Annotated in this window: 26 protein-coding genes and 1 riboswitch; of the genes, 13 read left to right on the top strand and 13 right to left on the bottom strand. The window is 59.4% G+C overall.

What is annotated here, in order from left to right; all coding sequences use genetic code 11:
• The first annotated feature begins 195 nt into the window (after nucleotides 1–195).
• Both J2Y91_RS17125 and J2Y91_RS17120 read left to right on the top strand, forming a co-directional pair.
• Complete coding sequence (locus J2Y91_RS17125; RefSeq protein ID WP_133623907.1) at nucleotides 196–885, top strand: DJ-1/PfpI family protein; 690 nt, start codon at nucleotides 196–198, stop codon at nucleotides 883–885.
• Nucleotides 882–2,075 carry an MFS transporter gene (locus tag J2Y91_RS17120; protein WP_133623908.1) on the top strand — a complete coding sequence of 398 codons (1,194 nt, stop codon included), beginning with the start codon at nucleotides 882–884 and terminating at the stop codon, nucleotides 2,073–2,075. The genes J2Y91_RS17125 and J2Y91_RS17120 overlap by 4 nt, the downstream gene beginning before the upstream one ends.
• Before the next feature lie 53 nt (nucleotides 2,076–2,128).
• Here J2Y91_RS17120 and J2Y91_RS17115 read toward each other — a convergent pair whose 3' ends face one another.
• Nucleotides 2,129–3,154 carry an LLM class flavin-dependent oxidoreductase gene (locus J2Y91_RS17115; protein ID WP_133623909.1) on the bottom strand — a complete coding sequence of 342 codons (1,026 nt, stop codon included), beginning with the start codon at nucleotides 3,152–3,154 and terminating at the stop codon, nucleotides 2,129–2,131.
• A gap of 101 nt (nucleotides 3,155–3,255) precedes the next feature.
• A riboswitch (TPP riboswitch) is annotated at nucleotides 3,256–3,358 on the top strand.
• A gap of 76 nt (nucleotides 3,359–3,434) precedes the next feature.
• On the opposite strand from J2Y91_RS17115, the gene J2Y91_RS17110 reads away from it, so the two are divergent.
• From J2Y91_RS17110 to J2Y91_RS17090, 5 genes are all read left to right on the top strand, one after another.
• On the top strand, nucleotides 3,435–4,115 hold the full coding sequence (locus J2Y91_RS17110) for a TenA family protein (RefSeq protein ID WP_133625086.1): 681 nt from the start codon (nucleotides 3,435–3,437) through the stop codon (nucleotides 4,113–4,115).
• Nucleotides 4,112–4,840 (top strand): ABC transporter ATP-binding protein, encoded by a 729-nt coding sequence (locus tag J2Y91_RS17105; protein ID WP_133623910.1) that lies wholly within the window; start codon nucleotides 4,112–4,114, stop codon nucleotides 4,838–4,840. Before J2Y91_RS17110 ends, J2Y91_RS17105 begins: the two co-directional genes overlap by 4 nt.
• Nucleotides 4,837–5,604 carry an ABC transporter permease gene (locus J2Y91_RS17100; protein WP_253538970.1) on the top strand — a complete coding sequence of 256 codons (768 nt, stop codon included), beginning with the start codon at nucleotides 4,837–4,839 and terminating at the stop codon, nucleotides 5,602–5,604. The genes J2Y91_RS17105 and J2Y91_RS17100 overlap by 4 nt, the downstream gene beginning before the upstream one ends.
• 22 nt (nucleotides 5,605–5,626) lie before the next feature.
• On the top strand, nucleotides 5,627–6,556 hold the full coding sequence (locus J2Y91_RS17095) for an ABC transporter substrate-binding protein (protein WP_133623912.1): 930 nt from the start codon (nucleotides 5,627–5,629) through the stop codon (nucleotides 6,554–6,556).
• A gap of 72 nt (nucleotides 6,557–6,628) precedes the next feature.
• Nucleotides 6,629–7,843 (top strand): FAD-dependent oxidoreductase, encoded by a 1,215-nt coding sequence (locus tag J2Y91_RS17090; RefSeq protein ID WP_133623913.1) that lies wholly within the window; start codon nucleotides 6,629–6,631, stop codon nucleotides 7,841–7,843.
• On the opposite strand, the gene J2Y91_RS17085 is transcribed toward J2Y91_RS17090, so the two are convergent.
• Both J2Y91_RS17085 and J2Y91_RS17080 read right to left on the bottom strand, forming a co-directional pair.
• A complete protein-coding gene (locus J2Y91_RS17085) occupies nucleotides 7,827–8,297 on the bottom strand; it encodes a helix-turn-helix domain-containing protein (RefSeq protein ID WP_133623914.1) in 471 nt (156 codons plus the stop codon). The two genes, J2Y91_RS17090 and J2Y91_RS17085, sit on opposite strands and share 17 nt — an antisense overlap.
• Entirely contained in the window at nucleotides 8,294–8,458 is a 165-nt protein-coding gene (locus J2Y91_RS17080; RefSeq protein WP_253538967.1) for a type II toxin-antitoxin system HigB family toxin, read from the bottom strand. Before J2Y91_RS17080 ends, J2Y91_RS17085 begins: the two co-directional genes overlap by 4 nt.
• 302 nt (nucleotides 8,459–8,760) lie before the next feature.
• Between J2Y91_RS17080 and J2Y91_RS17075 the strand changes: the two genes are divergently transcribed.
• Nucleotides 8,761–9,897, top strand: coding sequence for an ABC transporter substrate-binding protein (locus J2Y91_RS17075; protein ID WP_133623915.1), 1,137 nt, complete (start codon nucleotides 8,761–8,763; stop codon nucleotides 9,895–9,897).
• A gap of 49 nt (nucleotides 9,898–9,946) precedes the next feature.
• Here J2Y91_RS17075 and J2Y91_RS17070 read toward each other — a convergent pair whose 3' ends face one another.
• From J2Y91_RS17070 to J2Y91_RS17045, 6 genes are all read right to left on the bottom strand, one after another.
• On the bottom strand, nucleotides 9,947–11,332 hold the full coding sequence (locus tag J2Y91_RS17070; RefSeq protein WP_133623916.1) for an ABC transporter ATP-binding protein: 1,386 nt from the start codon (nucleotides 11,330–11,332) through the stop codon (nucleotides 9,947–9,949).
• Entirely contained in the window at nucleotides 11,329–12,129 is an 801-nt protein-coding gene (locus tag J2Y91_RS17065; protein ID WP_048915675.1) for an ABC transporter permease, read from the bottom strand. The genes J2Y91_RS17070 and J2Y91_RS17065 overlap by 4 nt, the downstream gene beginning before the upstream one ends.
• A complete protein-coding gene (locus J2Y91_RS17060; RefSeq protein WP_133623917.1) occupies nucleotides 12,126–13,061 on the bottom strand; it encodes an ABC transporter permease in 936 nt (311 codons plus the stop codon). Before J2Y91_RS17060 ends, J2Y91_RS17065 begins: the two co-directional genes overlap by 4 nt.
• Nucleotides 13,058–14,572 (bottom strand): ABC transporter substrate-binding protein, encoded by a 1,515-nt coding sequence (locus tag J2Y91_RS17055; RefSeq protein WP_133623918.1) that lies wholly within the window; start codon nucleotides 14,570–14,572, stop codon nucleotides 13,058–13,060. The genes J2Y91_RS17060 and J2Y91_RS17055 overlap by 4 nt, the downstream gene beginning before the upstream one ends.
• Nucleotides 14,573–14,706: 134 nt before the next feature.
• Complete coding sequence (gene melB, locus J2Y91_RS17050) at nucleotides 14,707–16,158, bottom strand: melibiose:sodium transporter MelB (RefSeq protein WP_133623919.1); 1,452 nt, start codon at nucleotides 16,156–16,158, stop codon at nucleotides 14,707–14,709.
• A gap of 62 nt (nucleotides 16,159–16,220) precedes the next feature.
• Complete coding sequence (locus J2Y91_RS17045; RefSeq protein ID WP_133623920.1) at nucleotides 16,221–17,525, bottom strand: alpha-glucosidase/alpha-galactosidase; 1,305 nt, start codon at nucleotides 17,523–17,525, stop codon at nucleotides 16,221–16,223.
• 244 nt (nucleotides 17,526–17,769) lie between these two features.
• On the opposite strand from J2Y91_RS17045, the gene J2Y91_RS17040 reads away from it, so the two are divergent.
• From J2Y91_RS17040 to J2Y91_RS17020, 5 genes are all read left to right on the top strand, one after another.
• On the top strand, nucleotides 17,770–18,597 hold the full coding sequence (locus J2Y91_RS17040) for an AraC family transcriptional regulator (RefSeq protein ID WP_133623921.1): 828 nt from the start codon (nucleotides 17,770–17,772) through the stop codon (nucleotides 18,595–18,597).
• A 76-nt stretch (nucleotides 18,598–18,673) separates the two neighbouring features.
• Complete coding sequence (locus J2Y91_RS17035; protein ID WP_048915669.1) at nucleotides 18,674–19,438, top strand: hypothetical protein; 765 nt, start codon at nucleotides 18,674–18,676, stop codon at nucleotides 19,436–19,438.
• Between the two features lie 81 nt (nucleotides 19,439–19,519).
• Nucleotides 19,520–20,158 carry a TetR/AcrR family transcriptional regulator gene (locus J2Y91_RS17030; protein ID WP_133623922.1) on the top strand — a complete coding sequence of 213 codons (639 nt, stop codon included), beginning with the start codon at nucleotides 19,520–19,522 and terminating at the stop codon, nucleotides 20,156–20,158.
• 141 nt (nucleotides 20,159–20,299) lie between these two features.
• Nucleotides 20,300–21,697: a D-arabinono-1,4-lactone oxidase gene (locus J2Y91_RS17025; protein WP_133623923.1), complete on the top strand. Its 1,398-nt coding sequence runs from the start codon at nucleotides 20,300–20,302 to the stop codon at nucleotides 21,695–21,697.
• Nucleotides 21,694–22,515, top strand: a complete 822-nt coding sequence (locus tag J2Y91_RS17020; protein WP_133623924.1) for a glycosyltransferase family 8 protein — start codon at nucleotides 21,694–21,696, stop codon at nucleotides 22,513–22,515. The genes J2Y91_RS17025 and J2Y91_RS17020 overlap by 4 nt, the downstream gene beginning before the upstream one ends.
• A gap of 96 nt (nucleotides 22,516–22,611) precedes the next feature.
• On the opposite strand, the gene phnE (J2Y91_RS17015) is transcribed toward J2Y91_RS17020, so the two are convergent.
• Genes phnE (J2Y91_RS17015) through phnC form a run of 4 tightly spaced genes read right to left on the bottom strand, consistent with a single transcriptional unit; the run spans nucleotide 22,612 to nucleotide 26,205 of the window.
• On the bottom strand, nucleotides 22,612–23,493 hold the full coding sequence (gene phnE, locus J2Y91_RS17015) for a phosphonate ABC transporter, permease protein PhnE (protein ID WP_133623925.1): 882 nt from the start codon (nucleotides 23,491–23,493) through the stop codon (nucleotides 22,612–22,614).
• A complete protein-coding gene (gene phnE, locus J2Y91_RS17010; protein ID WP_099755054.1) occupies nucleotides 23,490–24,359 on the bottom strand; it encodes a phosphonate ABC transporter, permease protein PhnE in 870 nt (289 codons plus the stop codon). Before phnE (J2Y91_RS17010) ends, phnE (J2Y91_RS17015) begins: the two co-directional genes overlap by 4 nt.
• A gap of 60 nt (nucleotides 24,360–24,419) precedes the next feature.
• Nucleotides 24,420–25,343 carry a phosphonate ABC transporter substrate-binding protein gene (gene phnD, locus J2Y91_RS17005; RefSeq protein ID WP_062818139.1) on the bottom strand — a complete coding sequence of 308 codons (924 nt, stop codon included), beginning with the start codon at nucleotides 25,341–25,343 and terminating at the stop codon, nucleotides 24,420–24,422.
• A 28-nt stretch (nucleotides 25,344–25,371) separates the two neighbouring features.
• The gene (gene phnC, locus J2Y91_RS17000) at nucleotides 25,372–26,205 is read right to left on the bottom strand and encodes a phosphonate ABC transporter ATP-binding protein (RefSeq protein WP_133623927.1); all 834 of its coding nucleotides are present in this window, start codon (nucleotides 26,203–26,205) and stop codon (nucleotides 25,372–25,374) included.
• Between the last annotated feature and the right edge of the window lie 150 nt (nucleotides 26,206–26,355).

Below are 26,355 nucleotides of genomic sequence, written 5' to 3'. Positions count from 1 at the left end.
TCAGCCTGAGGTAAGCCGGACGTCACGCGGCAGGGATGCCGCATGCCGAGGCCCGCAGGGAGCGTCTTTTGCCGTTCCGGCGTGCTCAGGCTGAGCTCAGACCGGTTAGCGGACGTTTAGCGATTGAAGTCATTTCTGGGGATTCCTCAGCCACTCACCTCTTCACTGGCAATCTCTGACAACGGAGTATCGGATATGATCAATAAGCCTTTGCAAGTCGGTCTGTTACTTTTCCCGCAGGTAACTCAACTCGACCTCACCGGGCCGGCAGAAGTATTTGCAGCCAGCAGCCGCTGCGACGTTCATCTGATTTGGAAAACGCTCCTTCCCGTAAAGACCGGTTCAGGATGGTCAATTCTACCCACCCAAACATTTGCAACATCACCGGTGCTGGATGTGATCTGCATCCCCGGTGGTAGTGGTCAGATAGCCCTGATGGATGATGAACTGACCCTGGATTTTATCCGCCGTCAGGCTGCGAGTGCTTCAGTTATCGCTTCTGTCTGTACCGGTTCTCTGGTGCTGGGCGCTGCTGGTCTTCTCGAAGGTTTCCGTGCAACCAGCCACTGGATGTCGCTGCTGCAGCTGGAATACCTCAGAGCAATTCCGGTTAAACAGCGGGTAGTCGTAGATGGTAACCGCATCACCGGTGCCGGGATTTCTGCTGGAATCGATCTCGCCTTGACGGTGATGGAGCGACTGCTGGGAACTGAGACGGTAAAGGATATCCAGTTAGGAATTGAATACGGTCCTGAACCACTTTATACGCTTACAGAACTGGAAACTCCTGAGCGCGTTGAGCGCCTGCAACACCATGCCGAACAGCGTCAGCTGCTCCGGCTGGCTGCAACCCTAAGGGCAGCAGCACGTCTGGAGGTAAGATGACCTCCATGCCAAAAGAAGTCTGGATCCTGACTCTTTGCCAGGTGCTGTTTACTGCAGCTATTTCAATAGACCTTACCATTACCAGTCTGGCTGGACAGTCTTTAACACTGCATCCTGAACTAGCAACCATTCCTTTTGCCTTACTGACCGTGGGTGGTGCGTTAATCATGCCCATTTTGGGATGGCAGATTCGTTATCATGGTAGACGTAACGCACTGTTAACAGGGTGCTGTATCGGTGTGGCTGGAGCACTCATCTCAACGATATCGACATTAATACCTCACTTCTGGGGGTTGTGCCTGGGTTGCTTACTGGTTGGCGCTTTTCAGGCCTCAGCACAGTTTTACCGGCTGGCAGCAGGTGATCTGGTGAGACAGGAATTGAAACAGTTTGCAGTATCGCTGGTGCTGGCAGGGGGAGTGATTGCTGCCTTTCTCGGGCCGGGCCTGGCGGTATGGAGCGCATCTCTCTACCCCTCTTCACTTTTTACCGGTTCCTATCTGACTGTGAGTATTCTGATACTGGTCTCAGCACTACTGTTAGTCTGTTTTTATAAGACAGATGGTAAGCCTGCACTTGCAGAAGCCTCAAAGGCTGAGTGGGCTGGCAATTATGCTGCCCTCAAGAAACCCGTTTATCTGGTTGCCACAATAAATGGTGTGCTGATTACCAGCGTCATGATGTTAATGATGAGTTCTGCACCTCTGGCAATTGTAAAGGCCGGCCTAACGATGAAGGAGGGTGCTGCCGTCATGCAATGGCATTTAGTCGGCATGTATGCCCCCTCTCTAGTGGCGGGTTATACTTTCCGCAAATTGGGTGCCGGCATGAGCCTTATGATTGGGATCAGTTTGACAGTACTTGCTGCTTTGGTTGGCATGCAAGGGACTCAGCTGGCTACATTCTACTGGTCACTTGCCCTGCTCGGAGTGGGTTGGAATCTGAGTTTCGTCACCAGCTCCATTCTTCTTTCGCTAGGAAATGATTCCAGCATGCGCAAAGCAGCCCAAACGGCCAGTGAAACATTACGTTATCTCTTCTCGTCAGCTGCTTCGCTGCTGTCCGCTGCAGCTCTGGAGTACTTTGGATGGCATCAACTCAATATCATTATGCTGCCATTTTTACTGGTAGGTCTCTGTGTCACTGGATGTTGGATAATCTTTTCCAGAACAACCCCTCACGCCGGATGAATATCTTATCGGGCGCAGGGGATTGAAGAGACCTGGCATCTTTATCCGTCTGACTATTTTCGCCAGCCCAGCCCTGGAGCAACGTGCTTCAGTATCGCCTCGATGGTGTGCGCGCAGTAATCCACGCCCAGCTGATTCGGAACGGTCAGCAGCAGCGTGTCGGCTTCGGCAATCGCTTCATCCTCTGCCAGCTGTTTAATCAGCACATCCGGCTCGGCGGCGTAGCTGCGGCCAAAAATGGCGCGGGTTTTCTCGTCGAGGTAGCCGACCTGATCCGCGTCCTTACCGCTGTTGCCGAAGTACATACGGTCCTGCTGATTCACCAGCGCGAAAATACTGCGGCTAACGGAGACGCGCGGCGTGCGGGCGTGTCCGGCCGCTTTCCAGGCTTCACGGTAGGCGCGGATCTGCTTCGCCTGCTGAATATGGAACGGCTCGCCGGTTTCATCATCCTTCAGCGTTGAGCTTTGCAGGTTCATTCCCAGCTTCGCCGCCCACACCGCCGTGGCATTGGAGCCTGCGCCCCACCAGATACGCTCGCGCAGCCCTTCCGAGTAAGGCTCCACGCGCAGCATGCCCGGTGGATTAGGGAACATCGGCTGCGGGTTCGGCTTAGCGAAGCCTTCGCCGCGCAGCACGTCGAGCAGCACTTCGGTGTGATGACGCGCCATATCCGACTCGTTCTCACCTTCGGCGGGCTGATAGCCGAAATAGCGCCAGCCGTCGATCACCTGCTCCGGCGAACCGCGGCTGATGCCGAGCTGCAGGCGCCCGCCGGAGATCAGATCGGCGGAACCGGCATCTTCAGCCATGTACAGCGGGTTCTCATAGCGCATATCGATGACGCCCGTGCCGATCTCAATACGGCGGGTTTTGGCGCCCACGGCGGCCAGCAGCGGGAACGGAGAGCTGAGCTGGCGGGCGAAGTGATGCACGCGAAAGTAAGCGCCGTCCGCGCCCAGCTCTTCGGCCGCGACCGCCAGATCGATGGATTGCAACAGCGCGTCGGCAGCAGAACGCGTGCCGGACTGCGGCGAAGGTGTCCAGTGACCAAACGACAGAAATCCAATACTTTTCATAAGGTTTTCCTGAGTGGAAATTGCGTGGAGATAATACTATTCCTAACTCGCCGTGCCTGACTAAGCAAGGATTGTAATCAAAAATGAAATATCGTATAACAGGCTGCTCCGAGGGGTGTCCTGTAATGGGCTGAGATGGCGTAAGCCGAACCCTTTGAACCTGATCTGGGTCATGCCAGCGAAGGGACGGGTTGGCATCGATCATGTGCCTGTTCATACCTCTGCGTGCCCGGATCTCCACTGAATTTATGGAGGTCCCGTGTCTCACCCCGTTTCCCACATCGATTTCAGCCAGGGTTTGTACGGCCGTTTACGCCAGCAGGCGGGCCCTGAATGGCACCACTACGTCGATCACCCGTTTTTGCAGCAGCTGGCTGACGCTACCCTGCCCGACGTTGCGTTTCGTCGTTACCTGACCCAGGACTATCTGTTCCTGATCCACTTTGCCCGCGCCTATGCCCTGCTGGTTTCCAAGCTGCGTACCCTGCCGGAAATGCGCGCCGCCACCGCCTCACTCAACGCTATCGTCAATGAACTGCCGCTGCACGTTGGCTACTGCGCAAGCTGGGGGCTGAGTGAAGCACAGATGGCAGCCGAGCCGGAAGCGGCGGAGACCATGAACTACACCCGCTACGTGCTGGATATCGGCCACTCCGGCGATGCGCTGGAGCTGCTGGCCGCTCTGCTACCCTGCGTGGCGGGCTATGCCGAAATCGGCCTGCGCCTGCTCAACGACCCGCAAACCCGGCTCGACGGCAGCCCGTATGCCTCGTGGATCCGTAACTACGGCGATGCCGATTATCTTTGCGGCGTGCAGGCGGCGATTGGGCTGCTGGAAACGGTGGGTCAGCAGCGCGCAGCAGAGAGCCGCATCGCCAGCCTCAGCGAGATCTTCACCACCGCCACCCGGCTGGAAGCGGCCTTCTGGCAGATGGGGCTGAATGCGGTGCCCGCACCATGATGCCCCCTGGTATTGCCGTGCGCGACCTCAGCCTGAGTTTTGGCCGGCGCACTATCTTTCAACACCTCAATTTTGACATCAAAGGCGGCAGCTTTGCGGCGCTGCTGGGCGCCAGCGGCTGTGGCAAAACCAGCCTGCTGAAGGTCATCGCCGGTCTGGCTACCGCAGATGCGGGCCAGGTGTGCGGCAGCGATGGCCTGCCGCTGGCGGGGCGCATTGCGTATATGGGCCAGAAGGATCTGCTGCTTCCGTGGCTGTCGGTGATAGACAACATCACGCTCGGCGCGCGCCTGCGCGGCGAAAAAGCCGACCTGCCCTGGGCGCAGCATCTGCTGGAGCGGGTCGGGCTGGCTGAGCAGGCAACCGAGCGTCCGGCGGCGCTCTCCGGCGGCATGCGCCAGCGCGCGGCGATTGCCCGCACGCTGTACGAGCGGCGCCCGGTAGTGCTGATGGATGAACCGTTTTCAGCGCTGGACACCCTGACGCGTGCCAGGATCCAGACGCTGGCCGCCGACCTGCTCAGCGACCATACCGTACTGCTGATCACTCACGACCCGATGGAAGCCTGTCGCCTCAGCCACCAGCTGCTGGTCCTCTCCGGCTACCCGGCGGGAATTGATGACGGCCACGCCATCGGTGGGCAGCCACCGCGCGCGCCGGACGATCCTGACCTGCTGAAAAGCCAGGGTGAACTGCTGCAACAGCTGCTGAGGGCGGCAGGATGATGATGCACTGCACAGGAAAACGCGCCCGCAGCCTGCGCGGGCTGGCGATCTTCGCCGGGCTGATGCTGCTGTGGTGGCTGGCGACGCTGACCGATATCCCGGCCTTTCTGCTGCCGTCGCCGGTTGCGGTGGCGAGGGCGCTGTGGGATGACCGGGCGTTTCTGGCCTGGCACAGCCTGATCACCGCGTCGGAAGTGCTCAGCGGGCTGGCGATCGGCGTACTACTCGGTTCACTGCTGGCGCTGGCGATGACCTTCTCGCCGCGTTTACAGCGCTGGATGATGCCGCTGGTGCTGACCAGCCAGGCAATCCCGGTCTTTGCGCTTGCTCCGCTGCTGGTGCTGTGGTTCGGCTTCGGCATCAGCGCCAAGGTGGCGATGGCGGTACTGGTGATCTTCTTCCCGGTCACCTCTGCATTTTATGACGGGCTGCGGCGCGTTAACCGTGACTGGCTCGACCTGGCCCGCACCATGGGCGCTTCACGCTGGGCGCAGCTGCGCCACATCCGCCTGATGGCCGCGCTGCCCGCGTTCGCTTCCGGCCTGCGCATGGCCGCGGCGGTAGCCCCTATCGGTGCCATTATCGGTGAGTGGGTCGGTTCCGCCGAAGGACTGGGCTACGTGATGCTGAATGCCAATGCCCGCATGCAGACCGCTCAGTGCTTTGCCGCGCTGTTTATCCTGGTCCTGATGACGGTTCTGCTGTGGCTGGCGGTCGATGCGCTGCTGCAGCGCCTGGTTAACTGGGCACCTGAAAACCACTAACACACTATAAAAGGTCATAACCATGTTCAAAAAAACCCTCTGTGCACTGCTGCTGGGCGCCGCGTGCAGCGCCCAGGCTACTGAAAAGCTGACGCTGATCCTCGACTGGTACATTAACCCCGATCACGCGCCGATTATGGTGGCCGAACAGATTGGCGCATTTAAAGCGGAGGGGCTGGACGTGAAGATCGTCCCGCCTTCGGATCCGTCACTGCCGCCGCGCCTGGTGGCGGCTAAACAGGCCGATCTCGCCATCACCTATCAGCCGCAATTACACTTCTTTGCCGATGAAGGCCTGCCGCTGGTGCGCGTCGGCACGCTGATCGACTCACCGCTGAACACGGTGATGACACTGGATAAAAGCATCACCTCGCCCGCCGGGCTGAAAGGCAAGAAGATCGGCTACTCGGTCAGCGGCATAGAGCAGGCAACGCTAGGTACTATGCTGAAGCATGAAAACGTTAATCCGCAGGACATTAAGCTGATTAATGTCAACTTCCAGCTGACCAGCGCGCTGCTGGCAGGCCAGGTGGATGCGGTGATTGGCGGCTACCGCAATATTGAAGCGCAGGAGCTGAGGCTACAGGGGAAAAATCCGGTGGTGTTTAACGTTGAGGATTATGGCGTTCCGGCCTATGACGAGCTGGTGATTGTTGCCAATCGCGACGCGGTGAATGCGCCGAAGGTGAAGAAATTCCTCGCCGCGCTGCAGAAAGGCACCGACTACCTGCTGGCGCATCCGGAAGAGAGCTGGCAGGCGTTTGCCAAAGCGCATCCCGAACTGAACACCGAGCTGAACCACGTTGCATGGCAGAAAACGCTGCCGCTGTTTGCCAAAAATCCGGCGCAGCTCGACGACCAGCGCTATCAGGCCTACGAGCAGTTCCTGTTTGATAACCAGCTAATCAAGAAGATCACCCCGGTGGAAAAGTACGCGGTCGAGGTGCATTAATTCCTCCCGCGCTGGCGCAAACGGTCAGATAATGATAATTATTATCATCTGTTTTTTTGGCGCGAGGTTTTCATGCACTCTTTGGCACCTGAACGATTAACCACCGACTGCTGCATCGTCGGCGGCGGCCCGGCCGGGTTGATGCTCGGCTATCTGCTGGCGCGTGCCGGTGTGCAGGTGGTAGTGATTGAGAAGCACGCGGATTTTTTGCGTGATTTTCGCGGTGACACTATCCACCCCTCCACGCTGCAAATCATGCACCACCTTGGCCTGCTGGACCAGCTGCTGAGCCTGCCGCACCAGCGCGTGCCGCGCCTGCAGGCGGAGCTGGGCGGCGAAGAGGTCACGCTGGCGAATTTCACCCGCCTGCCGGTGAAGTGCCGTTTTATGGCGTTTATGCCGCAGTGGGACTTTCTGAATTTTCTTGCCGGCAAAGCTTCTGCCCTGCCCGGCTTCCAGCTGCGCCAGTCGACCGCCCTTGAGGAATTAATCACTGAGGACGGCGTCGTGCGCGGCGTCACGGCCAGCGGACCTGACGGCAAGCTGGAAATTCGCGCGCAGCTGGTGGTGGGCTGTGACGGGCGGCACTCTGCGGTGCGGCAGCAGGCTGGCCTGAGCGGACGATCGTTCGGCTCACCGCGCGACGTGCTGTGGTTCCAGCTTGATAAACGTGAGGACGATCCGGAGTGGAATACCGGCCACAAGGGGCCGCGACAGAACTTTATCATGCTCGATCGCGGCAGCTTCTGGCAGTGCGGCTACTCGATTACCAAAGGGCAATTTGCTGCCATCCGGGAGAACGGTCTGGAGCCGTTTAAGCAGCAGATTGCCGACGTCGCGCCCTTCCCCATCACGCGAATGTCCGATCTGACCGACTGGCAGCAGTTCAGGCTGCTCGACATTCGCATTGACCGGCTGGACAGCTGGGCCAAACCGGGCCTGCTGTGCATCGGCGACGCCGCCCATGCGATGTCGCCAATCGGTGGGGTCGGCGTCAACCTGGCGATTCAGGACGCGGTCGCCAGCGCCAGGCTGCTTACCGCCAGCCTGCTAAAAGGCAGCGTCAGCCTGCGCCAGCTCAATAAGGTGCAAAAACGCCGTCAGTTCCCAACCAGCGCCACGCAGTTTATCCAGATAAAAATGAGCGGCAAGCAGCGCCCGGCGGGGCAAACCAGTCCGCTGCCGCGCATCATTAGACGCTACCCGTTTCTGCCCTACGTGTTTGGCTGGATCATCGGGCTGGGGTTCCGCCGTGAAAAACCGCGCCGCTTCAGGGCTGCCCCATAAAGGTTTCCAGCGGCACGCGGAAGAATCTTGCCAGTGCTTTGATCTGCTCAACGGTGAGAGATCGTTTGCCGTGGATCACCTCTGAAATAACGCTCTGCGTGGCAATCTGGCGCAGGTCAGCCTGGCGGATTTTGCGTGCTTTCATCAGCATTGAGAGCGCTTCGCCGGGCGTAACATTGGGAACCTGCAGCTGCTTCATCTCATACTCGTACACCCGGTCGCTGACCCGTTCGGCGCACTGAGCGGCAAAGTGCTCTACGTCACTGGCGTGCGAGTACAGTTCATCAATCAGCGCCATCCGCCCCTGTAAATCCGCTTCGTTCTCAACCGGCAGCGTGCAGGCGCGTAAGAGTACCGACAGCGGCTCCAGCTGTGCGGCAGCGGTTTGCAGCAGCAGCGGCAGGCTGGCGATCAGGCCATCAAGCTGGCTGGCGTTTAACGTCATTGTTCTCATGATTTACCTCTTTGAGCGGGTCTGGTCGCGCGCAGCTGAAGTAAAGACTCGAAGCGTAAGGAAGGGGTGTTGAACACATCCAGCCAGAGCTTCAGACCTGCCTTCCACTGCCCATGCTTTTTCATTGCCTCAACGATGGCTCGTGCCGTGATCACTCTCATTGCTGCCTCCTGATATTATCGCAAATTGCGATATTCACAATCCCTGAAATTTCGTTAAGCACGCGTTGCTAAACCCACGTTCCAGGCCTGATTGCCTGAGATGCGGATAAGGGTAATTGAGCTGGATTTTAAAATCAGATTGTTGGGGCGATTTTGGAAAGCGGCACGCAACTCAGAAACCAATTGTGAAACCCGGTAACAGAATATTGTTGATGCCTCGAAACGCCTTGAACTTTGGTTTAAGATGCGCTGAATAAAAATGATAACGATTATCATCTCATTTCATACGGGACCGTATCACCATGAAAATCCGCTCCAAGATAGGCGCTGTACCTGCCCTGCTACTCTGCACCCTGCCCTCGCTGGCTTTTGCTACGACTTACCCGCTGACCGTCACCGATATGGACGGGCAGAAAGTGGTCATTAAGCAGGAGCCAAAGCGCGTCATTTTGCAGGATGGCCGTGAGATCCTCAGCCTGGCGCTGCTGGACCGTGATAATCCGTTCCAGCGCGTGGTGGCGTGGAACAACCTGATGAAAAAGCAGGATACCGGCAGCTGGAATATGCTGAAGCAGAAGTGGCCGCAGGCGCAGGAGATCCTCGACATGGGCTTCTCTGACCAGGGCGAAGTGAATCTTGAAACGGTGATCGCTAAGCAGCCGGACCTGATGATTGCCCAGCTGCGCGCCAAACCCGCCCTGAAGCAGACCGGCGTGCTGGCCCAGCTCAGCGCCCTGAACATCCCGGTGCTATTCGTGGATGATGAACTGCACCCGGTTGAGCACACTGCCGCCAGCGTCACTCTGCTCGGCCAGGTGCTGAACAAGGAAGCCAACGCCAAAGCCTACACCGACTGGTATCAGCACAAGCTGAGCGCCATGCAGGCCGCGGTGAAAGATGTTACCCCTAAGCCGACCGTGTTCGTTGAGCCCATCGCTGGCGTGGGCGGCGGCGGCGAGTCCTGCTGCTTTACTCACGGTCACAACGGCTGGGGCGGCCTGATTGAGGCAACCGGCGCGAAAAACATCGGTTCTGAGCTGCTGCCCGGCACCAGCGGCACGGTAGCCGTTGAGAAGGTGATCAGCATGAACCCCGATTACTACGTGATGAGCGGCTCAAAGCGCGGCGGCAAAGGTAACGCGGTGATCCCACTGGGCTACAACACCGACGTCAGCGAGATCAAAGCCAGCTTTGACCACCTGCGCAATCGCACCGGCGTGAAGGATATTCCGGCGGTGAAAGCGGGCAAGGTCGCGGCGGTCTATCACCACTTCTACAACCATCCGTACAATATTATCGGCATGGAAATGCTGGCGAAGGACTTCTATCCGCAGCAGTTTAAGGACGTCAATCCCACGGCGGATTATCACACCATAATCCGCAACTTCACCAAACTGCCGGATGAGCCGATCAATCTCGAATATCACCCTGAGCAGTAAACGGACCGGCCAGGTAAATACCTGGCCCTTTTTAATGGTGACCTCCTCTCTACCCCAGCCGTATGCGGCGGTGGCTGATATGCTCAATCAGCGCCTCGTCGTGGCTGACCACCAGCAGCGCGCAGTTCTGTTCCGTTGCGACCTCCACCAGCAGTTCAATGGTCTGCTGCTGGGTGAGCAGATCGAGGCGTGAAGTCGGCTCATCGGCGAACAAAAATACCGGTTCAGGCAGCAGCGCGCGCAGCAGGGCAAAACGCTGCAGCTCCCCGCCTGAGATCTCCCCGGGATAGCGGTGCAGCAGCGCCGGGCGCAGCTTTAGCCGCTGCATCAGCGGCGCAATCCGCCCTTCATCCAGCCCGTGGAGTTTCACCACATCCATCAGCGCCTGGCGCAGCGTCACGCGCGGCGCAAAAGCGGATGGCGGATCCTGAAAGATTTTCTGATACTTCACCGCAGCCAGCGTGGCATCGCGCAGCACCTCTCCACTGTCGGCGCTCAGCAGGTCAAGCAGGATATCGCCGAAGCTGCTTTTGCCGCAGCCGCTGGGCCCGGTGATGCCGATAACCTCTCCGGCGTGGATGCACAGCGACTGGCCGCTGAACAGCTGACGCCCGGCGCGGCTTTTGCTGAGATTGCGCGCCTCCAGCACCACTTTGCCCAGATGCTCAGCGCTCTGCCGTGGCGCCCAGCGTGACGGGTCCGCCGCCAGCAGTGCCTGCGTATAAGGGTGCTGTGGCGCGCTCAGCACCTGCTGTGCGCTGCCGCGCTCGACGATCTCGCCTTTAAGCATTACCGCCACGTCGCCACCGATTTGCCGCGCCAGTTCGATATCGTGCGTCACCGTCAACAGGGCGCCGCCCGCGTTAACCTCCGCCAGCAGCAGCGCAATCACCTCATCGCGCCGCGCCACGTCGAGCCCTTTGGTCGGCTCATCGGCGACGATAATCTTTGCGCCCCCGGCACGGGCAGCGGCAAAGGCTACCCGCTGGGCCATGCCTCCGGACAGCGCCTGCGGCAGGCGGTCGGCCGCATGCGCCACACCCAGCGCCGCCAAATCCGCCTGTGCCGCCTGGCGCGCCCGTGTTTTGCTCATGGCGCGCACCAGGCGATAGCTCTCCGCCACCTGCTCACCGGCGCGCATGGTCGGGTCGAGCGCCAGCCACGGCTCCTGCGGCAGAATGCCGAGCGTATGCCCCCACAGCGCGCGCGCCGGGCGGCTGGCGAGCGGCAGCTGCTGACCCTCAAAATGCAGCGTTCCGCTGGCGGTGAACTCGCGCGGCAGCAGGCCGGTCACCGCCTGCGCCAGCAGGCTCTTGCCCGACCCGGTCTCCCCCAGCAGCGTGAACGGCTGCCCGGCGGCCAGGCTGAACGAGACAGGCAGCACGGCGAGATCGCCGCCGCTGACCGCGGCCTGTTTTACTTCCATCAGCATCATGCTTTCTCCTTCCCTGCCAGCAGCAGCAGGCTTAACACCAGCAGGAACACCACCATTACCGGCTGCAGCAGCGCATAGGGGGCTTCCTGGTAATATGGCAACAGTTCGGTCATCATCAGCCCGAGTTCAGGCGTGGGAGGACGCACGCCGACGCTGACAAAACCCAGCGCGGCAATAGCCATCACCGCGCTGGCCGCGCCAAAAGCGGCGACGGTCAGCACCACCGGGGCCATCTCCGGCCACAGGTGACGACGGAAAATCAGCCAGGGACCAAAACCCAGCAGGCGGGAGGCCTGTACCGCCGGAGAGCTCAACAGCGGGCGGGCAATGGCGCGGCTGATGCGGAAATACTCCACCCACAGCAGCAGCGAAATGCCGACGTACAGCATCACCGCGGAGTCCGGCACCACGGCCGTCAGCAGCAGCACCAGCAGCAGCCCCGGCAGCGCCAGAAAGGCATCGGCCAGCAGCGACACGCTGCGCTCGACGATGCCGCCGCGCCAGGCGGCCAGCACCCCCAGCAGCACGCCGGGGAGCATCGCACTCAGCACGCTCACCAGCGCCAGCCCGAGCGACAGGCGGATCGCCGCCGTCAGGCGGGCAAACAGCGAACGGCCCAGATGGTCATATCCGAGCGGTGCGTCAAAAGTCGGCCACTGCAGGGCCAGCGTCAGCTTCTGGCGTAGCGGGTCCTGCGGCCAGAGCAGCGGCAGTACAAAGGCGAAAATAAGCAGCAGTGCCAGCAGTCCGGCCCCGGTGCGCTGTGCGCCCGAAGTGCGGCGTAACAGCTTCATCATGCGGTTTTCCTCCGTGGGTCGAGCCACCAGCACAGCGCGTCGCTGGCCGCGTTAAGCAGGACAAACAGCAGCCCCATCACCAGCGCGCTGCCCTGGATCATTGGCACATCGCGGGCAAAAATGGCATGCACCAGTGCATGACCAATCCCCGGCCAGGCAAACAGGGTTTCCACCACAATCACGCCCTCAATCAGATAGATAAACTGCACGCTGAGATAAGTCACCAGCGGCACGCTGACGTTGCGCAGGCCGTGACGCCAGAACAGCATGCCCTCCTTCAGCCCTTTGGTGCGGCCAAAGCTGTACCAGGCCGAGCCAGCGACCTGACGCATGGCGTTGCGCGCCACGCGGCTCGACACCGCCGCCAGCCCAAGCGCCAGCGTTAAAGCGGGCAGCAGCACATGCTGCACGTCACCGTATCCGGCAGCGGGCAGCAGCCCGAGCGTCAGGGCAAAAATCAGCACCAGAATCAGCCCCAGCACGAAGTGCGGCAGCGCGCGCAGGATGGTGGAGAGCGCCAGCAGCAGACGATCCAGCCTGCCCCCCGGATTGAGTGCGGCAAAGATACCAAGCGGCGGCCCGAGCAGCAGCGACATCACCAGCGCCACGGCCGCCAGCAGCAGGGTCTGCCCCAGCTGATGACCAATCTCGGCCATCACCGGCTCGCCGGAGACCAGCGAATTGCCGGGATTAAAATGCAGCAGCTGGATAAACCAGTCGACCAGTGCCTGCCAGGCAGGGCGATCCAGCCCCAGCTCCTGCTGCACCGCGCGGGCAGCGGCGGCATCAACGCGGTCGTAGCCGTAGCGCCCGGCGGCGATGCGGTAAGCCATATCACCCGGCAGCGAGCGCATCAGCACAAACGTCAGGCCGCCCACCAGCAGGGCAACAAAGCCGGCCTGTAACAGGCGATAGCCCAGCATACGCATCATTCAGCCCACCTCATTTTCTCCAGCCCGAAGCTGCGCTCGAACGGATCCAGCGCCGCGCCGCTCAGGCGGGTGGAGACCGCGGCGGTCTGCTGATACCACGCCACCGGAATGGTCGGCAGCTCGCTGTGCAGAATGCGCGTCAGCTGCTGGCGTTCGGCCGCTGCCCGTGCCGGGTCACGCCCCTGTACCAGATCGGCCAGCGTCTGATTAAAGGTGGCGTTGCTCCAGTTCATCGCGCCCCAGTCGCCGCCCTGCGGCGGGTAGTCCTGCAGCAGCGTGCCGAGCGGATCGGGGGTCAGCGCAAAGTTGCGCGCCACCAGCGCCAGTTCCAGCGAGCCGTCATGGTGCTTCGCCGCGATCTCCCCGGAGTTGGTGGCGTTGATCGCCACCTGTAGACCGATTTCTCGCAGCTGCTGCTGAATCGCGGCGGCGATCAGCGGCAGCTCCGGGCGGTCGGGATAGGTCGTGAGCGTCAGCGTGAACGGTTTGCCGTCGCGCTGCAGCACGCCATCGGCTCCCGGCTGCCAGCCCAGCTGGCTTAACAGCGCCTGGGCCCGCGCGGGATCGCACGCCAGCGGCATCAGGCTGGCGTTGTGCCACTGCGTGACAGACGGCGGGAACAGCTGCCCGGCGGCGGCCGGGTAGCGCAGGATGGCACGGGCAATCGCGGCACGGTCAATGGCGAGGCTCAGCGCCTGCCGCACGCGCACCTCGCTCAGCAGCGGGTTGCCGGCATTCACCTTCAGCAGCACGCTGCGGGGGATCGACACCGCCAGCAGCTGAATTTTGGCACTGTTTTTCAGGCGGCTGCGGCTGGCCGGATCGAGATTCAGCACCATATCGGCACTGCCGCTCTCCGCCAGCAGCGCGCGCGTTTCTGCCCGCCCCACCGCCATATAGCTGGCTTCAGCAATGGCAGGCTGCGCCCCCCAGTAGCCGCTAAAGCGCGCCACGCTGAGTTTCTGCGGCGCCTGCAGAGAGGTCAGGCGGTACGGCCCGCTGCCGATTACCTGCACAACTTTGTGCTGTGCATCATAGGAAGCCGGCGCGAGGATCTGCGCGCGGTTTTCCGCCAGCATGCTCAGCAGCGGGGTAAATGGCTGGCTCAGGGCAATCACGACCTGCTCGCCCTCGGCGCGGATCGCCGTAATCGGCGCTTTATCCAGCAGGCCCGGCTTGCTGCGCGCCACCTCCAGCGCATTCACCACGCTGGCGGCGGTCAGCGGGCTGCCGTCGTGAAACTTCACCCCCGGCCGTAGGGTAAAGCGCCACAGCAGGCCATCGTCGGCAACCGTCCAGCGGGTTGCCAGGCCGGGCAGTGGCTGCCCGGCAGAGTCAGCATTGACCAGGGTTTCAACAATCGACATTTTTAAGAAGATATCGCCGGAGAGCGTCGGGTCAGTGCCTTTGATTTCGAACGGTGCGACCAGCGAGGCCACGCGCTCAGGTGCGGCGATGGCGGCGGCACTCAGCATTAGCGCCAGCAGCGGGGAGAAAACAGAAATGCGCATCAGGTATCAGTCCTTTATCCAGAAAATGGAACAGCGCAGGCTTACGCCCGCGCTGCGGATGATAACTGTTACTTTATAACATTACAATTAGCAATCAGCGCTTACATTTCCGCTTATTTAATGCGGATACCGCTTCAGGAGCCGCGCGGGTCGGCGGCCTGACGTACGCTGAACTGCGGTTCGCTTTCCGGCAGCGGCATCGGCGCGACCTTGCTCCTCTCCCCCGCTTGAGGATGATATTTCAGCTGCAGCGCGCGCTGCATCTGATGAAGGATCTCACCGTCCAGCTTGTAGTGACGCAGGTAGATCCACAGGGTGAGAACGAAGAACAGCAGCGGCAGGCCAACCATAATGCCCTGCATGCCCATAATGGTGCTGGCGGACTGCTGCACGCCGGGCACATAGCCCACCAGGCCCAGCATCACGCCAATCAGCAGCCCGGCAAAGGCCGCCCCGGCTTTCACCACCATGGTCTGCACCGAGAAGGCGATACTCTCAATGCGCACGCCGAGCGCGTAATCGCCATAATCCACGGTGTCCGCCACCATGATCACCAGCATCACCCAGAAGAAGCCACTGCCAATATTCACCAGGATCCCCGATAGCGAGATCAGCGTGGCGCTCTGCGGCGCATACAGCCCGACAAACAGCAGCAGCACGCAGCTGAGCACCGGCAGCACTGATGCGCTGATCCAGATAGCCCGCCGTGAGAAGCGTGCCACCAGCTTCGGGAAGCAGAGAATGGTGATCAGGCTAGCTATCCCGGCGTACATCATGTACCACGGGAACAGCTCGGCCTTGCCCACCACATAGGTAAAGTAATAGATGGCAAACGCGGTGATGATGTTGTGCGCGAGATTCCACGCCAGCGCCATCAGCAGCAGGGCAAACAGCGGGCGGTTGCGGAAAATCATGCCAAGCACCGCTTTGATGGTGGTCTGCTCCGGCGCATTTGGCAGCGCCGAGGAGGAGTATTTCTCTTCGATATTGCGCAGCGTAATGATGGCCGAGAGGATAAAGAACACCACGAGGATCAGCGAGAACAGCATAAACCCCTCACCTTTATTGCCGTTCCCCAGATAGTTCACCAGCGGCAGGCCAATCACCCCGGTGGTGTACCCGGCGAGGCTGGCAAAGAAGCGCGGCCACGGGATCAGCGCCTCGCGCTCGCGCTTGTCGAGGGTAATGCAGGGCACCAGCGACCAGAACGGTACGTCCATCAGGGTGTAAGTGAAGCCCCACAGCAGATAGGTGGCCCAGATCCAGGCAATCAGCGCCCCGCCCTCAAAATGGTGCGCGCAGAATACCGATACCAGCACCACCGAGTTACTCAGCGTGCCAATCAAAATCCACGGTTTGAACTTGCCCCAGCGCGTGCGGGTGCGCTCGACAATCCAGCCCATGACCGGGTCAAAAAAAGCATCGAGGATGCGCGCCACCAGAAACAGCGAAGCCACCATGCTGACCGAGACACCCACCACGTCGGTGTAGTAGTACATCAGGTACATATAGATAATGCCGATGGCAAAGTCTTTTCCGAAGGCACCCAGTCCGTAACTGACTTTGGTTTTAAGCGAAACACTCATCGTTTGCGGCCCGTATCAATAGTGCAGTTAAGAGCAGCCCCCTTACCGGGCCGCTCCGGCGATTAACGGTAGGCTGGCAGCCAGGCGCCATGGGCGGCGATCAGCTCGTCGCACAGGCGTACCGTGTCATCAATCGACAGCTCGGCAGAGGTGTGCGGGTCAAGCAGCGCGGCGTGATAGATATGCTCTTTTTTGCCGCTAATCGCCGCTTCAATGGTTAACAGCTGGGTGTTGATGTTGGTGCGGTTTAGCGCCGCCAGCTGCGGCGGCAGGTCGCCGATGTAGCACGGAGTAATCCCCTGCCCGTCCACCAGGCAAGGCACCTCCACGCAGGCTTCACGCGGCAGGTTAGTAATTAGCCCGTGGTTCATCACGTTGCCACCGATTTTATACGGCGCGTTGGTTTCCATCGCTTCAATCATCCATGAGGCATATTCATGGCTGCGCGCGTGGCTGAGATTTTCATTTTGCGTCAGCCTGTCGCGCTGCTGATGCCAGCGGTCGATCTGCTCAATGCAGCGGCGCGGGTATTCGTCGAGAGGAATGTTAAAACGTTCGATCAGTTCGGGGTAATGACGCTTGATCCAGTACGGCATATATTCCGCATTGTGCTCGGAGGATTCGGTAACGTAATAGCCGAACACCCGCATAATTTCATGGCGCACCATATCGTCGTGCTTGTGGGTGAGCGCGGCGGCGCGGCGCTTAATTTCCGGGTAGAGGTCTTCGCCATCGCGGGTAATATTCAGCAGCCAGGCCATATGGTTGATCCCGGCAATTTGCCACTGCACCCCCTCGGTGCTGATATCCACCGACTTCAGCAGCGTCTCCGCACAGACCTGCACGCTGTGGCACAGCCCGACGGTCTTAATGCCGGTATGTTGCAGCATTGCACCGGTCAGCGATGCCATCGGGTTGGTGTAGTTGAACAGCCAGGCGTCAGGGCACACCTCCTCCATTTCACGGGCAAACTCCAGCATCACCGGAATGGTGCGCAGCGCGCGAAAAATGCCGCCAATGCCCAGCGTATCGGCGATGGTCTGACGCAGCCCATATTTCTTCGCTACTTCAAAATCAGTGATGGTACAAGGATCGTAGCCGCCCACCTGAATGGCATTGATCACATAGCGCGCCCCGTCCAGCGCCCGGCGCCGTTGCTCAGCACCGACAAATTTTTCAATGCGCGCTTTCCCCTGGCAGAGATTGGCGTTGAGGTTATTCAGCATCTGCCACGAATCCTCCAGCCGCCCGGCATCAATGTCGTACAGCGCAATATCAACCTGCTGTAGCGCCGGGGTCGCCAGAATATCGCCAAGCACATTCTTGGCAAACACCGTACTGCCCGCACCGAGAAACGTAATTTTCATTGCTGTATTCCTGTCAGTTGTGAGGTGAAGTGAACCCACTTTAGGCAGGTACGGCAAAGCTTGATATGTCATTTTTTGACATTGATATGGTGAAAAATGACCGCGAAATTGAACTGTGATCTGGCTCGCTAATTAGCGTTATACGGCCAGGTAAAACAGACAGGTGGTCACAATAACTGATACGTGGCGAAACGATGAGAACGGAAACATGCTGTACTCAGCTGAAATTCAATGAGAAAAAAAGATGCAAAAAGATATCCACCCCGATGATATCGCCCAGTTCGGCCTGAATATCTATCAGTACGGTCACGAAGTCTGCGCACGTCAGCACAGCTATGGCCCGGCGGTACGCCAGCACTACCTTTTACATTATGTGATAGCAGGCAGCGGCACGTTGTACAGCGGCGAACAGAGCTGGCCGGTCGGAAAAGGAGAAGCGTTTCTGATTCATCCGCATGAAATCACTACCTACACCGCCGACAAAAAGCAGCCGTGGGAGTATATGTGGATTGAGCTTGACGGGTTGATCGCCCAACGCAGCCTGGAGAAATGCGGATTACGGCGGGACATGCCGCTCTGGCGGCCGAAAGAGGCACGTTTTCCCAGCGTGGAGGGGCAGTATTTGCAGCAGCTGGTGGCGCTCGATCCGGTACACTCGCTGCGTATTGCCGGGATGACCTGCCTGTTTCTCGATGCGCTCATCGCCAATGCACGTATTACGGCCAGCGAAGAGGTCAGCAGCGGCAACCGTCATCTGGATAATGCCATCCAGTTTATTGAGCGCCACCACCATCATCACTTCACCATTGGCGCGGTAGCTGATTATTGTAATATTGACCGCAGCTATCTTAGCCGCCTGTTTCAGCAACAGTTTGGCTATGGTCCGAAACAGTATCTGCTGCTACTGCGCATGAATGCGGCAACCTCGCTGCTGATGGATCGCAGCCTGCCGATTAAAATCATCGCTTATTCATTGGGTTATGCCAGCCAGATGCAGTTTGCCAAAGTGTTCCAGCAGCACTTTCACTGCTCGCCCACCGAGTGGCGCCGCGACAATGCGCATGCAAACTGAACTGCGGGTGATAATCTGCCATACTCTGTGGCACTCTCCGGCATCGGCCGGGCTACCTGACAGCGCGAGGCTCACCATGAATACAGTGCTCAGCCCCTCTCCGGCTTATAGTCAACTGCACGCCTCCCTGCTGGCACAGCGCTCCAGCGTGCAGTCGGAACAGGTGATCCACGCCGTAAACCGCGCGCTGCTGGCGGGTGAAATGGTGAGCGCCGCCTTTTACGATCTCACCCTGCTGAAGCTGTTGCAGCAGCGCAAAACGCTACCCAAGCTGTCGCCGGACGCACAGGCGGAGATCGAGGCGTTCATTGACCAGCTCACGCCGCTGATGCCAGAAAAGCCGATCGATGAAGGCCAGTTCGACAAGCTTCAGCACAAGGTGGCAAAGCTGAGTAAGCGCTTTGACTGGCAGCACGCCAGCCCGGCGCTGGTGAAAAACGCCCTGTTCCTGCGCACCTATCAGCGCTGGCAGCAAACGCTGGAAGCCCTGTTCAGCGCCCAGGATACTCAGCTGGCGTTTACCCGCGTGAAGCAGGTGTTGAAGAAATCCAGCGGCCGCGTGGCGCTGCTGGGGGAGACGCATGAACTTTACTGCGTGCTGCAGGAACTGCTGGCCAACTGTCGGGAAAAAGCGGCAGCCAGCCGCGATAATCCGGATCGGCTCACCGATTATATCGCGGCGGCTGATATTGCCACCCGCGGCATTATCACCTTTGGCGCCACGGCGGAAACCGTGCTGCGCGGCCACGATCTGCCCGACAGCGCCAAGCTGGCGAAACGCATCAGGCAGCATCAGACCAGCGTGATTGAGCGCACCCACCCGTGGTTTTCTGCGATGTAACCCGGCGCGATTTGTAAATCGCGCGCGCTGACGTTAATCTGGCGGTGGTTTCCACTGAAATTAAATGGATATTTAGCCGTTATGCCAGCCCCCGCCAAACGCAAGAACGATCCCGAAGGGTTAAAAAAACGTATCCTCGCCAGCGCGCTGGCCACCTTTGCCGAATTTGGCCTGCAGGGGGCACGTATGGAGCAGATCGCCGAAAACGCGCAAACCACCAAGCGCATGGTGGTGTATCACTTCAGCAATAAAGAGCAGCTGTACGTTGATGTCCTGCACCATGTCTACCGGGAAATTCGCCAGCATGAAACCGGGCTTAATCTGGCCGAGATGACGCCCTCGCTGGCGATAGCGCGCCTCGCGGAAGCCAGCTTCGACTACCACATCAGCCACCCGGATTTTATGCGCTTAATCTGCAGCGAAAACCTGATGCGCGGCCGCTATATTAGCCAGTCGGCCACCATCATTACGCTGAACCAGAGCGCGCTGGCGGTACTGGACAGCGTGCTACAGCGCGGCAAGCAGAGCGGCGAGTTTGACCCGCACGTCACCACGGTGGACGTTCACCGCCTGATTAGCAGCATCAGCTTTCACAACGTTGCCAACCACTACACGTTTAAAACCCTGTTCGGCGGTAACGAAAGTGAGGAGCAGAGCCTCACCCGCAACCGCAAGCTGGTGGTTGATGCCACGCTGCGCTACCTGCGTCCCGCCAGCTAAATCTGTACAACAATAAAATTAACGTACAATTTTTTCGCCCCGCTATGCAGCAATAACGGGGCTTTTCGTCTACGCTTAATCTCAGTAAGTATCCTCGCCATTTTATCACCACACCGTGATTGTCCTGAACAGGAGCCGTCAATGACACGTGAATCCGCTGGTTATCCACGCCGGCAGCCGCAGATATCGCCGCAGGAAAGCAAACTGTGGAACTGGGCGCAAAATGCCACCCTTGCCGACACCAGCAGCGTGGCCACCCCCGCCAGTGAAAGTGAGCTGCAGGCGATGCTGGCCAAATCTACCGGCAAAGTGCGCGTAATGGGCAGCCGTATGTCGCCCGGGCGCATGCTGGAGCTGCAGCAGCGCGGCGACCGCCTGATTGATACCTCCGCCCTGCGCGGGCTGATTAGCAGCGATGCCGACAGCGCCACCTTTGCCGGCGGTACGCCGCTGCATGAGGTCTATGAACTGCTGTCTGCGATGGGCCGTATGCTGCCCGCCTCCCCCGGCGTGATCGCTGCGCAGACCCTGGCCGGTGCGCTGGCTACCGGCACCCACGGCCAGGGGCTACAGCAGAGCTCCATCGGCGATGAAGCGCTGAGTATTCGCATGGTGCTGGCCGACGGCAGCGTGCAGACTTTCGATCGTCAGCACCCGTGGTTCCCGGCGGTGCAGCTGGGTCTGGGCAGCCTGGGCGTGGTCACGGCGGTCACGCTGCGTACCTGCCCCAGTGAGATTTACACCTGTTTTAAAAATGCCGTCAGTGCCGACACGCTGGAACAAGACCTGCTGACGTGGAACAACGACTACGCGCTGAGTAAAGCCTGGTGGTTCCCCGGTGAGAATCAGGTTCATGTCTGGGCCGCCCGCAGCGCCACCAATGAAGAGCGTGCGCAGTACCGTGAGAATCATGGCGACCTGGTGAAGCAGGAAGAGACCAGCGACGCGATGAATCAGACCATTGACCAGACGCTGGAACATATGCGCAACGACACGCAGATCGTTGATGATAACGGCAAACCGTTCCGCACCGTCACGCGCTTCAAGGACTTCTCCGACGTGACCGGCGATGTTTATCAGGTGTTCTGTCGCGGCATCGCCACGCCGCAGATTAACGTGGAGATCGCCATTCCGCTGGCGCGCACGGCGGCTGTGATTGCCCGCATCAAGCAGTGGCACAGCGACACCAATCCCCATATGCACTACCCGGTGATCCTGCGCTGTACCGGCGCCTCGCAGAGCTGGCTCAGCCCCGCCTGGCAGCAGCCCAGCTGCTACTTTGGCTTTGTGGTCTATTACGCGGAAGATGGCTCGCTCTCTGCCGACGGCGTGGCTTTCCTGCGTGAAGTTGAAAAACTGCTGGCGGAAGAAGGCGGCAGGCCGCACTGGGGCAAATACTTCGATGCATCACTGTATCACTGGGATGAGATTTACCCGCAGATGGCCGCATTCCGCGAAGTGCGTGAAGCGCTGGACCCGCAGCACAAATTCAGTAATGCATTCAGCCAGCAGCTGCTGGATCAGGGAGATTCACTATGATGGCATGGGTTACCCTGCTGACGCAGCCGGGCTATGTGGTTGGCGTAGAGGCGCTGCAGAAATCGTTGCGCGCCGTGGAGAGCCGCTATCCGCTGGTGGTGATGGTGACGGAAAATATTGATGCCGCCGCCCGTCAGGTGCTGGAACAGCAAGGCTGCCTGCTGCGTGATGTCGCCCCGCTTAGCCCCAATCCCTCACTCGCCAACAGCTATGCCAACGCGCGTTTCGCCGAGGTGTGGACCAAGCTGGCGGCGTGGACGCTGACGGAGTTTGAGCGCGTGGCGTTTCTGGATGCGGATATGCTGGTGACGCAGAACATGGATGAGCTGTTCACCCAGCCGCTGGCGCCCGACACTATCGCGGCGTGCCACGCCTGCCGCTGCAATCCCAACCGTATTGCCAGCTATCCGGCCGACTGGGTGCCGGAAAACTGCTTCTACAGCTGGTGTGAAGGCGTGGACCATGTTGAGCAGCTGGACAAGGTGGATAACTATCTGAATGGCGGTTTCCTGCTGCTGAAGCCGGACCGCGCGGTATTTGACGAGATGCTGGCCCAGCTGGCGGCGCTGGACGACCTGTCCGGTTTTCTGTTTGCCGAGCAGGACTTCCTCAATCAGTTTTATCACGGCCGCTGGCAGCCGCTGCCTTACCTTTACAACGCGCTGAAAACGTTGCCGCACCAGCACCCGAAAATCTGGGATCTGGCGCGGGTGAAGAATATCCATTACATCATCGATAAACCCTGGGATAAACAGCCCGAGCCGGGCGACCGTTATTACGAGCTGCATCAGCTATGGTGGGACCGGGTGCGCGATTGATGCCGGGCGGACCGAAAAAGAGGGTCCGCCCCTACAAAACCCAGGCTGCCTTACACGTAGGGGTCGACCTTTTTTTTCGGTCGACCCGTTGAAACGTTATTCCTGGCCAAACAATGGTACTGCCTGGCCGCGGATATAGCGCTTACGCAGCTTCGCGGACAGGTGGTCCATCGCCATCACAATCACCACCATAATCAGGGTGATAAACATCACCACATCCCAGTTCCACAGTCGCATATTCTCGGCATACACCAGCCCCACTCCACCCGCGCCGACAAAGCCGAGCACTGCCGCTGAGCGGGTGTTTGACTCAATCTGATACAGGCTGAGCGCCAGAAACGCCGGAAACGACTGGGTAAAGATACCGTAACGGTGTTTTTGCAGGCTGTTGGCGCCCACCGCCGTCAGCCCGCGCCCCGGTGAGCGCTCCACCGCTTCGTGCCCCTCCGCGTACAGCTTCCCCAGCAGGCCCACGTCCTGCATGATAATTGCCAGTACCCCGGCCAGCGGCCCCATGCCCACTGCCCGCACGAAAATCAACCCCCAGATCGCCATATCAATCCCGCGCAGAATATCCAGCAGCCGCCGCATCAGCAGCGCCACCGGGCGCAGCACGGGCGAATGCATCACGTTACGCGCCGCCAGGAACGACAGCGGAAGCGCAATCACCGTCGCGGTGATGGTGCCGGCAAACACAATGGCAATGGTGATAAAGATCTGGCCGAAGTAGTAGGCAAACGGCCAGTTTGCCACGTCATGCCAGACAAACATGCGCAGGAAATAGTGCCCCAGCTGCCCCATGCCAACAGTCAGCTGCTGCCAGCTGATACCGAACGCAGCAAAAAAGAAAACGTAATAGAGCAAAATGGCGGCGGCAATCAGCGCGGTTTTGCGCAGGTAGCGCTTCTGTACGGCAAACAGCGCCTGATGCTGCTGCTTCATGCCGTCCAGCTGTTCATTACCAATCAGTCCAATCATGCGTTTTTCCCCTCTACCACGCGCTGGCGGATCTTGCCGGAGAAAGTATCCAGCAGCGACACCACCACGATAATCAGCAGCAGCGTCATGCTCACCTGGTCGTAGCGGTCGAGTTTAATATTGGTCATCAGCTCCTGGCCGATCCCCCCCGCGCCCACCAGCCCGAGAATGGTTGACTGACGGAAGTTGACCTCCAGGCGCATAAATCCGTAGGAGAGAAATACCGGTTTCACCTGCGGCCACAGGGCAAAACGCATGCGCTGCAGCGACGAGGCACCGCAGGCGGCCAGCCCGCGTACCGGCTTATCGGAAGCGCTTTCTATCGCCTCATAGAACAGCTTGGTCAGGCTGCCAATGGTGTGCAGCGCCAGCGCCAGGAAGCCGGGGATTACCCCAATACCAAACGCCATCACAAACATTACCGCCCACGCCAGCTCGGGCATGGTGCGCAGAAAAGCCACGCTGCTGCGGATGGCAAAGCTCAATCCGCGCGGAGTCTGGGTATTGCTGGCGGCAAGGAAGGCCAGCATCCCGGCGATAAGCACCGAGACCAGCGTCGCCGCCAGCGCCAGCTGCAGGGTTTCCCAAATCAGCGGCAGCTGGATGTGCAGACGGTAACCCCAGTAAGCGAACGACCCTTCGGTATGGCTGTCGGCAAACAGCTTGTCCGGGTGCAGCACCGGTATGGTTTCGCCGAGGTAATCAAAGAAGTGCGGCATCGACACCCATACGGTGTGCAGATTAAATTCCGCCATATTGCCGGAGGCCAGATAGAGCGCGGCCAGCGTCAGCGACCACAGCAGGGTGTCGCGCTTTTGCCTGCCGCGGATCTGCTGATAGTAACGTTCAAAGTCGGGATTGGTCATGCGGATACCTGAGTGAAGGGCCGGCGAAACCGGCCCTCAGATGCGGAAAATGGCGGGCAATTAGCGGGCTTTGGTCAGCTCGCGTTTCATATCGATAATCGCCTGGTAGTCAGCCACGGTCGCCGGACCAATGTGCTGTGCGCCGCCCACGGCCTTCACGAAGCAGCTGTGCTGCTCTTTATCCAGTTTTTTGATGGCGGTAATCAGCTTCGCTTTAAAATCAGCCGGCAGCTTGTTGCTGACCAGAATCGGGCCGTTCGGGATCAGCGGCGATTGCCAGATAATACGAATTTTCTTCATCAGGTCAGGCTGACCGGCACGGATCATGCGGGTGAATGCGCCGCTGGTGTAGCCGGTGTTGTAGTCGCCGATCATTGAAGCCCAGGTTACCGCGCCGTCAAACTGGCCGTTCAGCACGCCGAGCACATCCTGCTCGTGGCCGCCGGAGAAGGTGACGCTGGAGAAGTGGCCGTTATATTTGTCATCCACCGAGCCGCCAAAATCTTTCTTAAAGCTCTGGTTGGGGATCAGGAAGCCGGAGGTCGAGTCCGGGTCTGCCATGCCAAAAGATTTCCCTTTCAGATCGGCCAGCGTTTTGTACGGGCTGTCCGCTTTCACCACCACCACCGAATGGTAACCGCGTGATTTGTCGGCGTCGTCAACCACGATGCCCACCACGTCGACCGCTTTCGGATCGTTGATGTACACCGAGGCATAAGACGAGGGTGACATGCTCAACACCATATCCACTTTGCCACCCAGCAGCCCCTGAATCACCCCAGAGTAGTCTGAAGAGTTGCGCAGTTTGGTATCCACGTTCAGCTCTTTATCGAAGAACGCCTTCACGCACTGGTTATCACCAATCTGCTGCGTGGCGTTCTGGCCGCCGAGGATGCCTAAATTCAGTTCCTTTGGTGCATCGGCAGCTGAAACATTAGCGGCAAAAACTGTCGCAATCGCTGCGGTAAGAATGATTTTTTTCATTGCTGAGTTCCGTATCCCAAAGTGAAGGTTAATTACGTTGCTGGTTGTCGTCGCCATACAGGGTATAGAGCAGATCGTCGGTCAAATCGCCCGGATGCCCGTCAAACACAATGCGCCCCTTAGCAATGCCAATGGCGCGCGTACAGTACTCTTTCACCAGCTCAACCGAGTGCAGGTTGACCATCACGCTGATGCCGTTGTCGCTTACCTGGCGCAGCACGTCCATAATGCGGCGGGTATTTTTCGGGTCGAGCGAGGCGACCGGCTCATCGGCCAGCAGAATTTTAGGGTTCTGCATCAGCGCCCGGCAGATCGCCACGCGCTGCATCTGCCCACCGGAAAGATTTTCGGCGCGCTGCAGCGCCTGCGGCAGCATATTCAGCCACTCCAGCAGGCCAATCGCACGAGCGCGATCGGCATCGGGAAACACCTTAAAGAATGATTTCAGCGTCGAGGTCTGGCTCAGGCGGCCCAGCAGGACATTGGTCAGCACATCCAGGCGCGGCACCAGGCAGAAGTCCTGGAAGATCATGCCGCAGTCGCTGCGCCACTGGCGCATCTGACGGGAGTTCAGCTCAACGATGTTCTGCTGCTGTCCATTATTGCGGAAGTTAATGATCTCCCCTTCGCTGGCCGGAATAGTGCCGTTCAGCACGTGTAGCAGCGTGGACTTCCCGGCACCGGAACGCCCAATTACCGCCACCAGCTCACCGCCATACAGGTCGAAATTGATATCGTGCAGGACAGGATTCTGCGTGCCGTAGGACTTGCCAAGGCCACTCACCGCCAGCACTTTCGGGCGGAGCGCCGTTTGCGGAACCGTATGCTGCGTGGGGGCAATTTTTAACAGTGCCTGTGCCATATTTTTTACCGTATCGGGTTAGCGCTTTTGCTTGTGCGCCCTATTAACCATGTGGCGGATGAAGGTTTAATGACGCGGGAGTGATGAAAACATGACAGGGCCAAAAAAGGCCTGCAAAGCGCACGCATTGACTGAATCTTTAACGCGTCG

It is taken from the genome of Erwinia aphidicola (assembly GCF_024169515.1).
GTDB lineage: Bacteria > Pseudomonadota > Gammaproteobacteria > Enterobacterales > Enterobacteriaceae > Erwinia > Erwinia aphidicola.
Note: the sequence above shows the minus strand (reverse complement) of the source record. Positions and strands in the feature narration are given on the sequence as shown.

Excerpts from the sequence above, each read along its gene's own strand:
- J2Y91_RS17125 (WP_133623907.1), top strand. The coding sequence starts at position 196 with ATGATCAATAAGCCTTTGCAAGTCGGTCTGTTACTTTTCCCGCAGGTA.
- J2Y91_RS17120 (WP_133623908.1), top strand. The coding sequence starts at position 882 with ATGACCTCCATGCCAAAAGAAGTCTGGATCCTGACTCTTTGCCAGGTG.
- J2Y91_RS17115 (WP_133623909.1), bottom strand. The coding sequence starts at position 3,154 with ATGAAAAGTATTGGATTTCTGTCGTTTGGTCACTGGACACCTTCGCCG.
- J2Y91_RS17105 (WP_133623910.1), top strand. The coding sequence starts at position 4,112 with ATGATGCCCCCTGGTATTGCCGTGCGCGACCTCAGCCTGAGTTTTGGC.
- J2Y91_RS17100 (WP_253538970.1), top strand. The coding sequence starts at position 4,837 with ATGATGATGCACTGCACAGGAAAACGCGCCCGCAGCCTGCGCGGGCTG.
- J2Y91_RS17095 (WP_133623912.1), top strand. The coding sequence starts at position 5,627 with ATGTTCAAAAAAACCCTCTGTGCACTGCTGCTGGGCGCCGCGTGCAGC.
- J2Y91_RS17090 (WP_133623913.1), top strand. The coding sequence starts at position 6,629 with ATGCACTCTTTGGCACCTGAACGATTAACCACCGACTGCTGCATCGTC.
- J2Y91_RS17085 (WP_133623914.1), bottom strand. The coding sequence starts at position 8,297 with ATGAGAACAATGACGTTAAACGCCAGCCAGCTTGATGGCCTGATCGCC.
- J2Y91_RS17080 (WP_253538967.1), bottom strand. The coding sequence starts at position 8,458 with ATGAGAGTGATCACGGCACGAGCCATCGTTGAGGCAATGAAAAAGCAT.
- J2Y91_RS17075 (WP_133623915.1), top strand. The coding sequence starts at position 8,761 with ATGAAAATCCGCTCCAAGATAGGCGCTGTACCTGCCCTGCTACTCTGC.
- J2Y91_RS17070 (WP_133623916.1), bottom strand. The coding sequence starts at position 11,332 with ATGATGCTGATGGAAGTAAAACAGGCCGCGGTCAGCGGCGGCGATCTC.
- J2Y91_RS17065 (WP_048915675.1), bottom strand. The coding sequence starts at position 12,129 with ATGATGAAGCTGTTACGCCGCACTTCGGGCGCACAGCGCACCGGGGCC.
- J2Y91_RS17060 (WP_133623917.1), bottom strand. The coding sequence starts at position 13,061 with ATGATGCGTATGCTGGGCTATCGCCTGTTACAGGCCGGCTTTGTTGCC.
- J2Y91_RS17055 (WP_133623918.1), bottom strand. The coding sequence starts at position 14,572 with ATGCGCATTTCTGTTTTCTCCCCGCTGCTGGCGCTAATGCTGAGTGCC.
- melB (WP_133623919.1), bottom strand. The coding sequence starts at position 16,158 with ATGAGTGTTTCGCTTAAAACCAAAGTCAGTTACGGACTGGGTGCCTTC.
- J2Y91_RS17045 (WP_133623920.1), bottom strand. The coding sequence starts at position 17,525 with ATGAAAATTACGTTTCTCGGTGCGGGCAGTACGGTGTTTGCCAAGAAT.
- J2Y91_RS17040 (WP_133623921.1), top strand. The coding sequence starts at position 17,770 with ATGCAAAAAGATATCCACCCCGATGATATCGCCCAGTTCGGCCTGAAT.
- J2Y91_RS17035 (WP_048915669.1), top strand. The coding sequence starts at position 18,674 with ATGAATACAGTGCTCAGCCCCTCTCCGGCTTATAGTCAACTGCACGCC.
- J2Y91_RS17030 (WP_133623922.1), top strand. The coding sequence starts at position 19,520 with ATGCCAGCCCCCGCCAAACGCAAGAACGATCCCGAAGGGTTAAAAAAA.
- J2Y91_RS17025 (WP_133623923.1), top strand. The coding sequence starts at position 20,300 with ATGACACGTGAATCCGCTGGTTATCCACGCCGGCAGCCGCAGATATCG.
- J2Y91_RS17020 (WP_133623924.1), top strand. The coding sequence starts at position 21,694 with ATGATGGCATGGGTTACCCTGCTGACGCAGCCGGGCTATGTGGTTGGC.
- phnE (WP_133623925.1), bottom strand. The coding sequence starts at position 23,493 with ATGATTGGACTGATTGGTAATGAACAGCTGGACGGCATGAAGCAGCAG.
- phnE (WP_099755054.1), bottom strand. The coding sequence starts at position 24,359 with ATGACCAATCCCGACTTTGAACGTTACTATCAGCAGATCCGCGGCAGG.
- phnD (WP_062818139.1), bottom strand. The coding sequence starts at position 25,343 with ATGAAAAAAATCATTCTTACCGCAGCGATTGCGACAGTTTTTGCCGCT.
- phnC (WP_133623927.1), bottom strand. The coding sequence starts at position 26,205 with ATGGCACAGGCACTGTTAAAAATTGCCCCCACGCAGCATACGGTTCCG.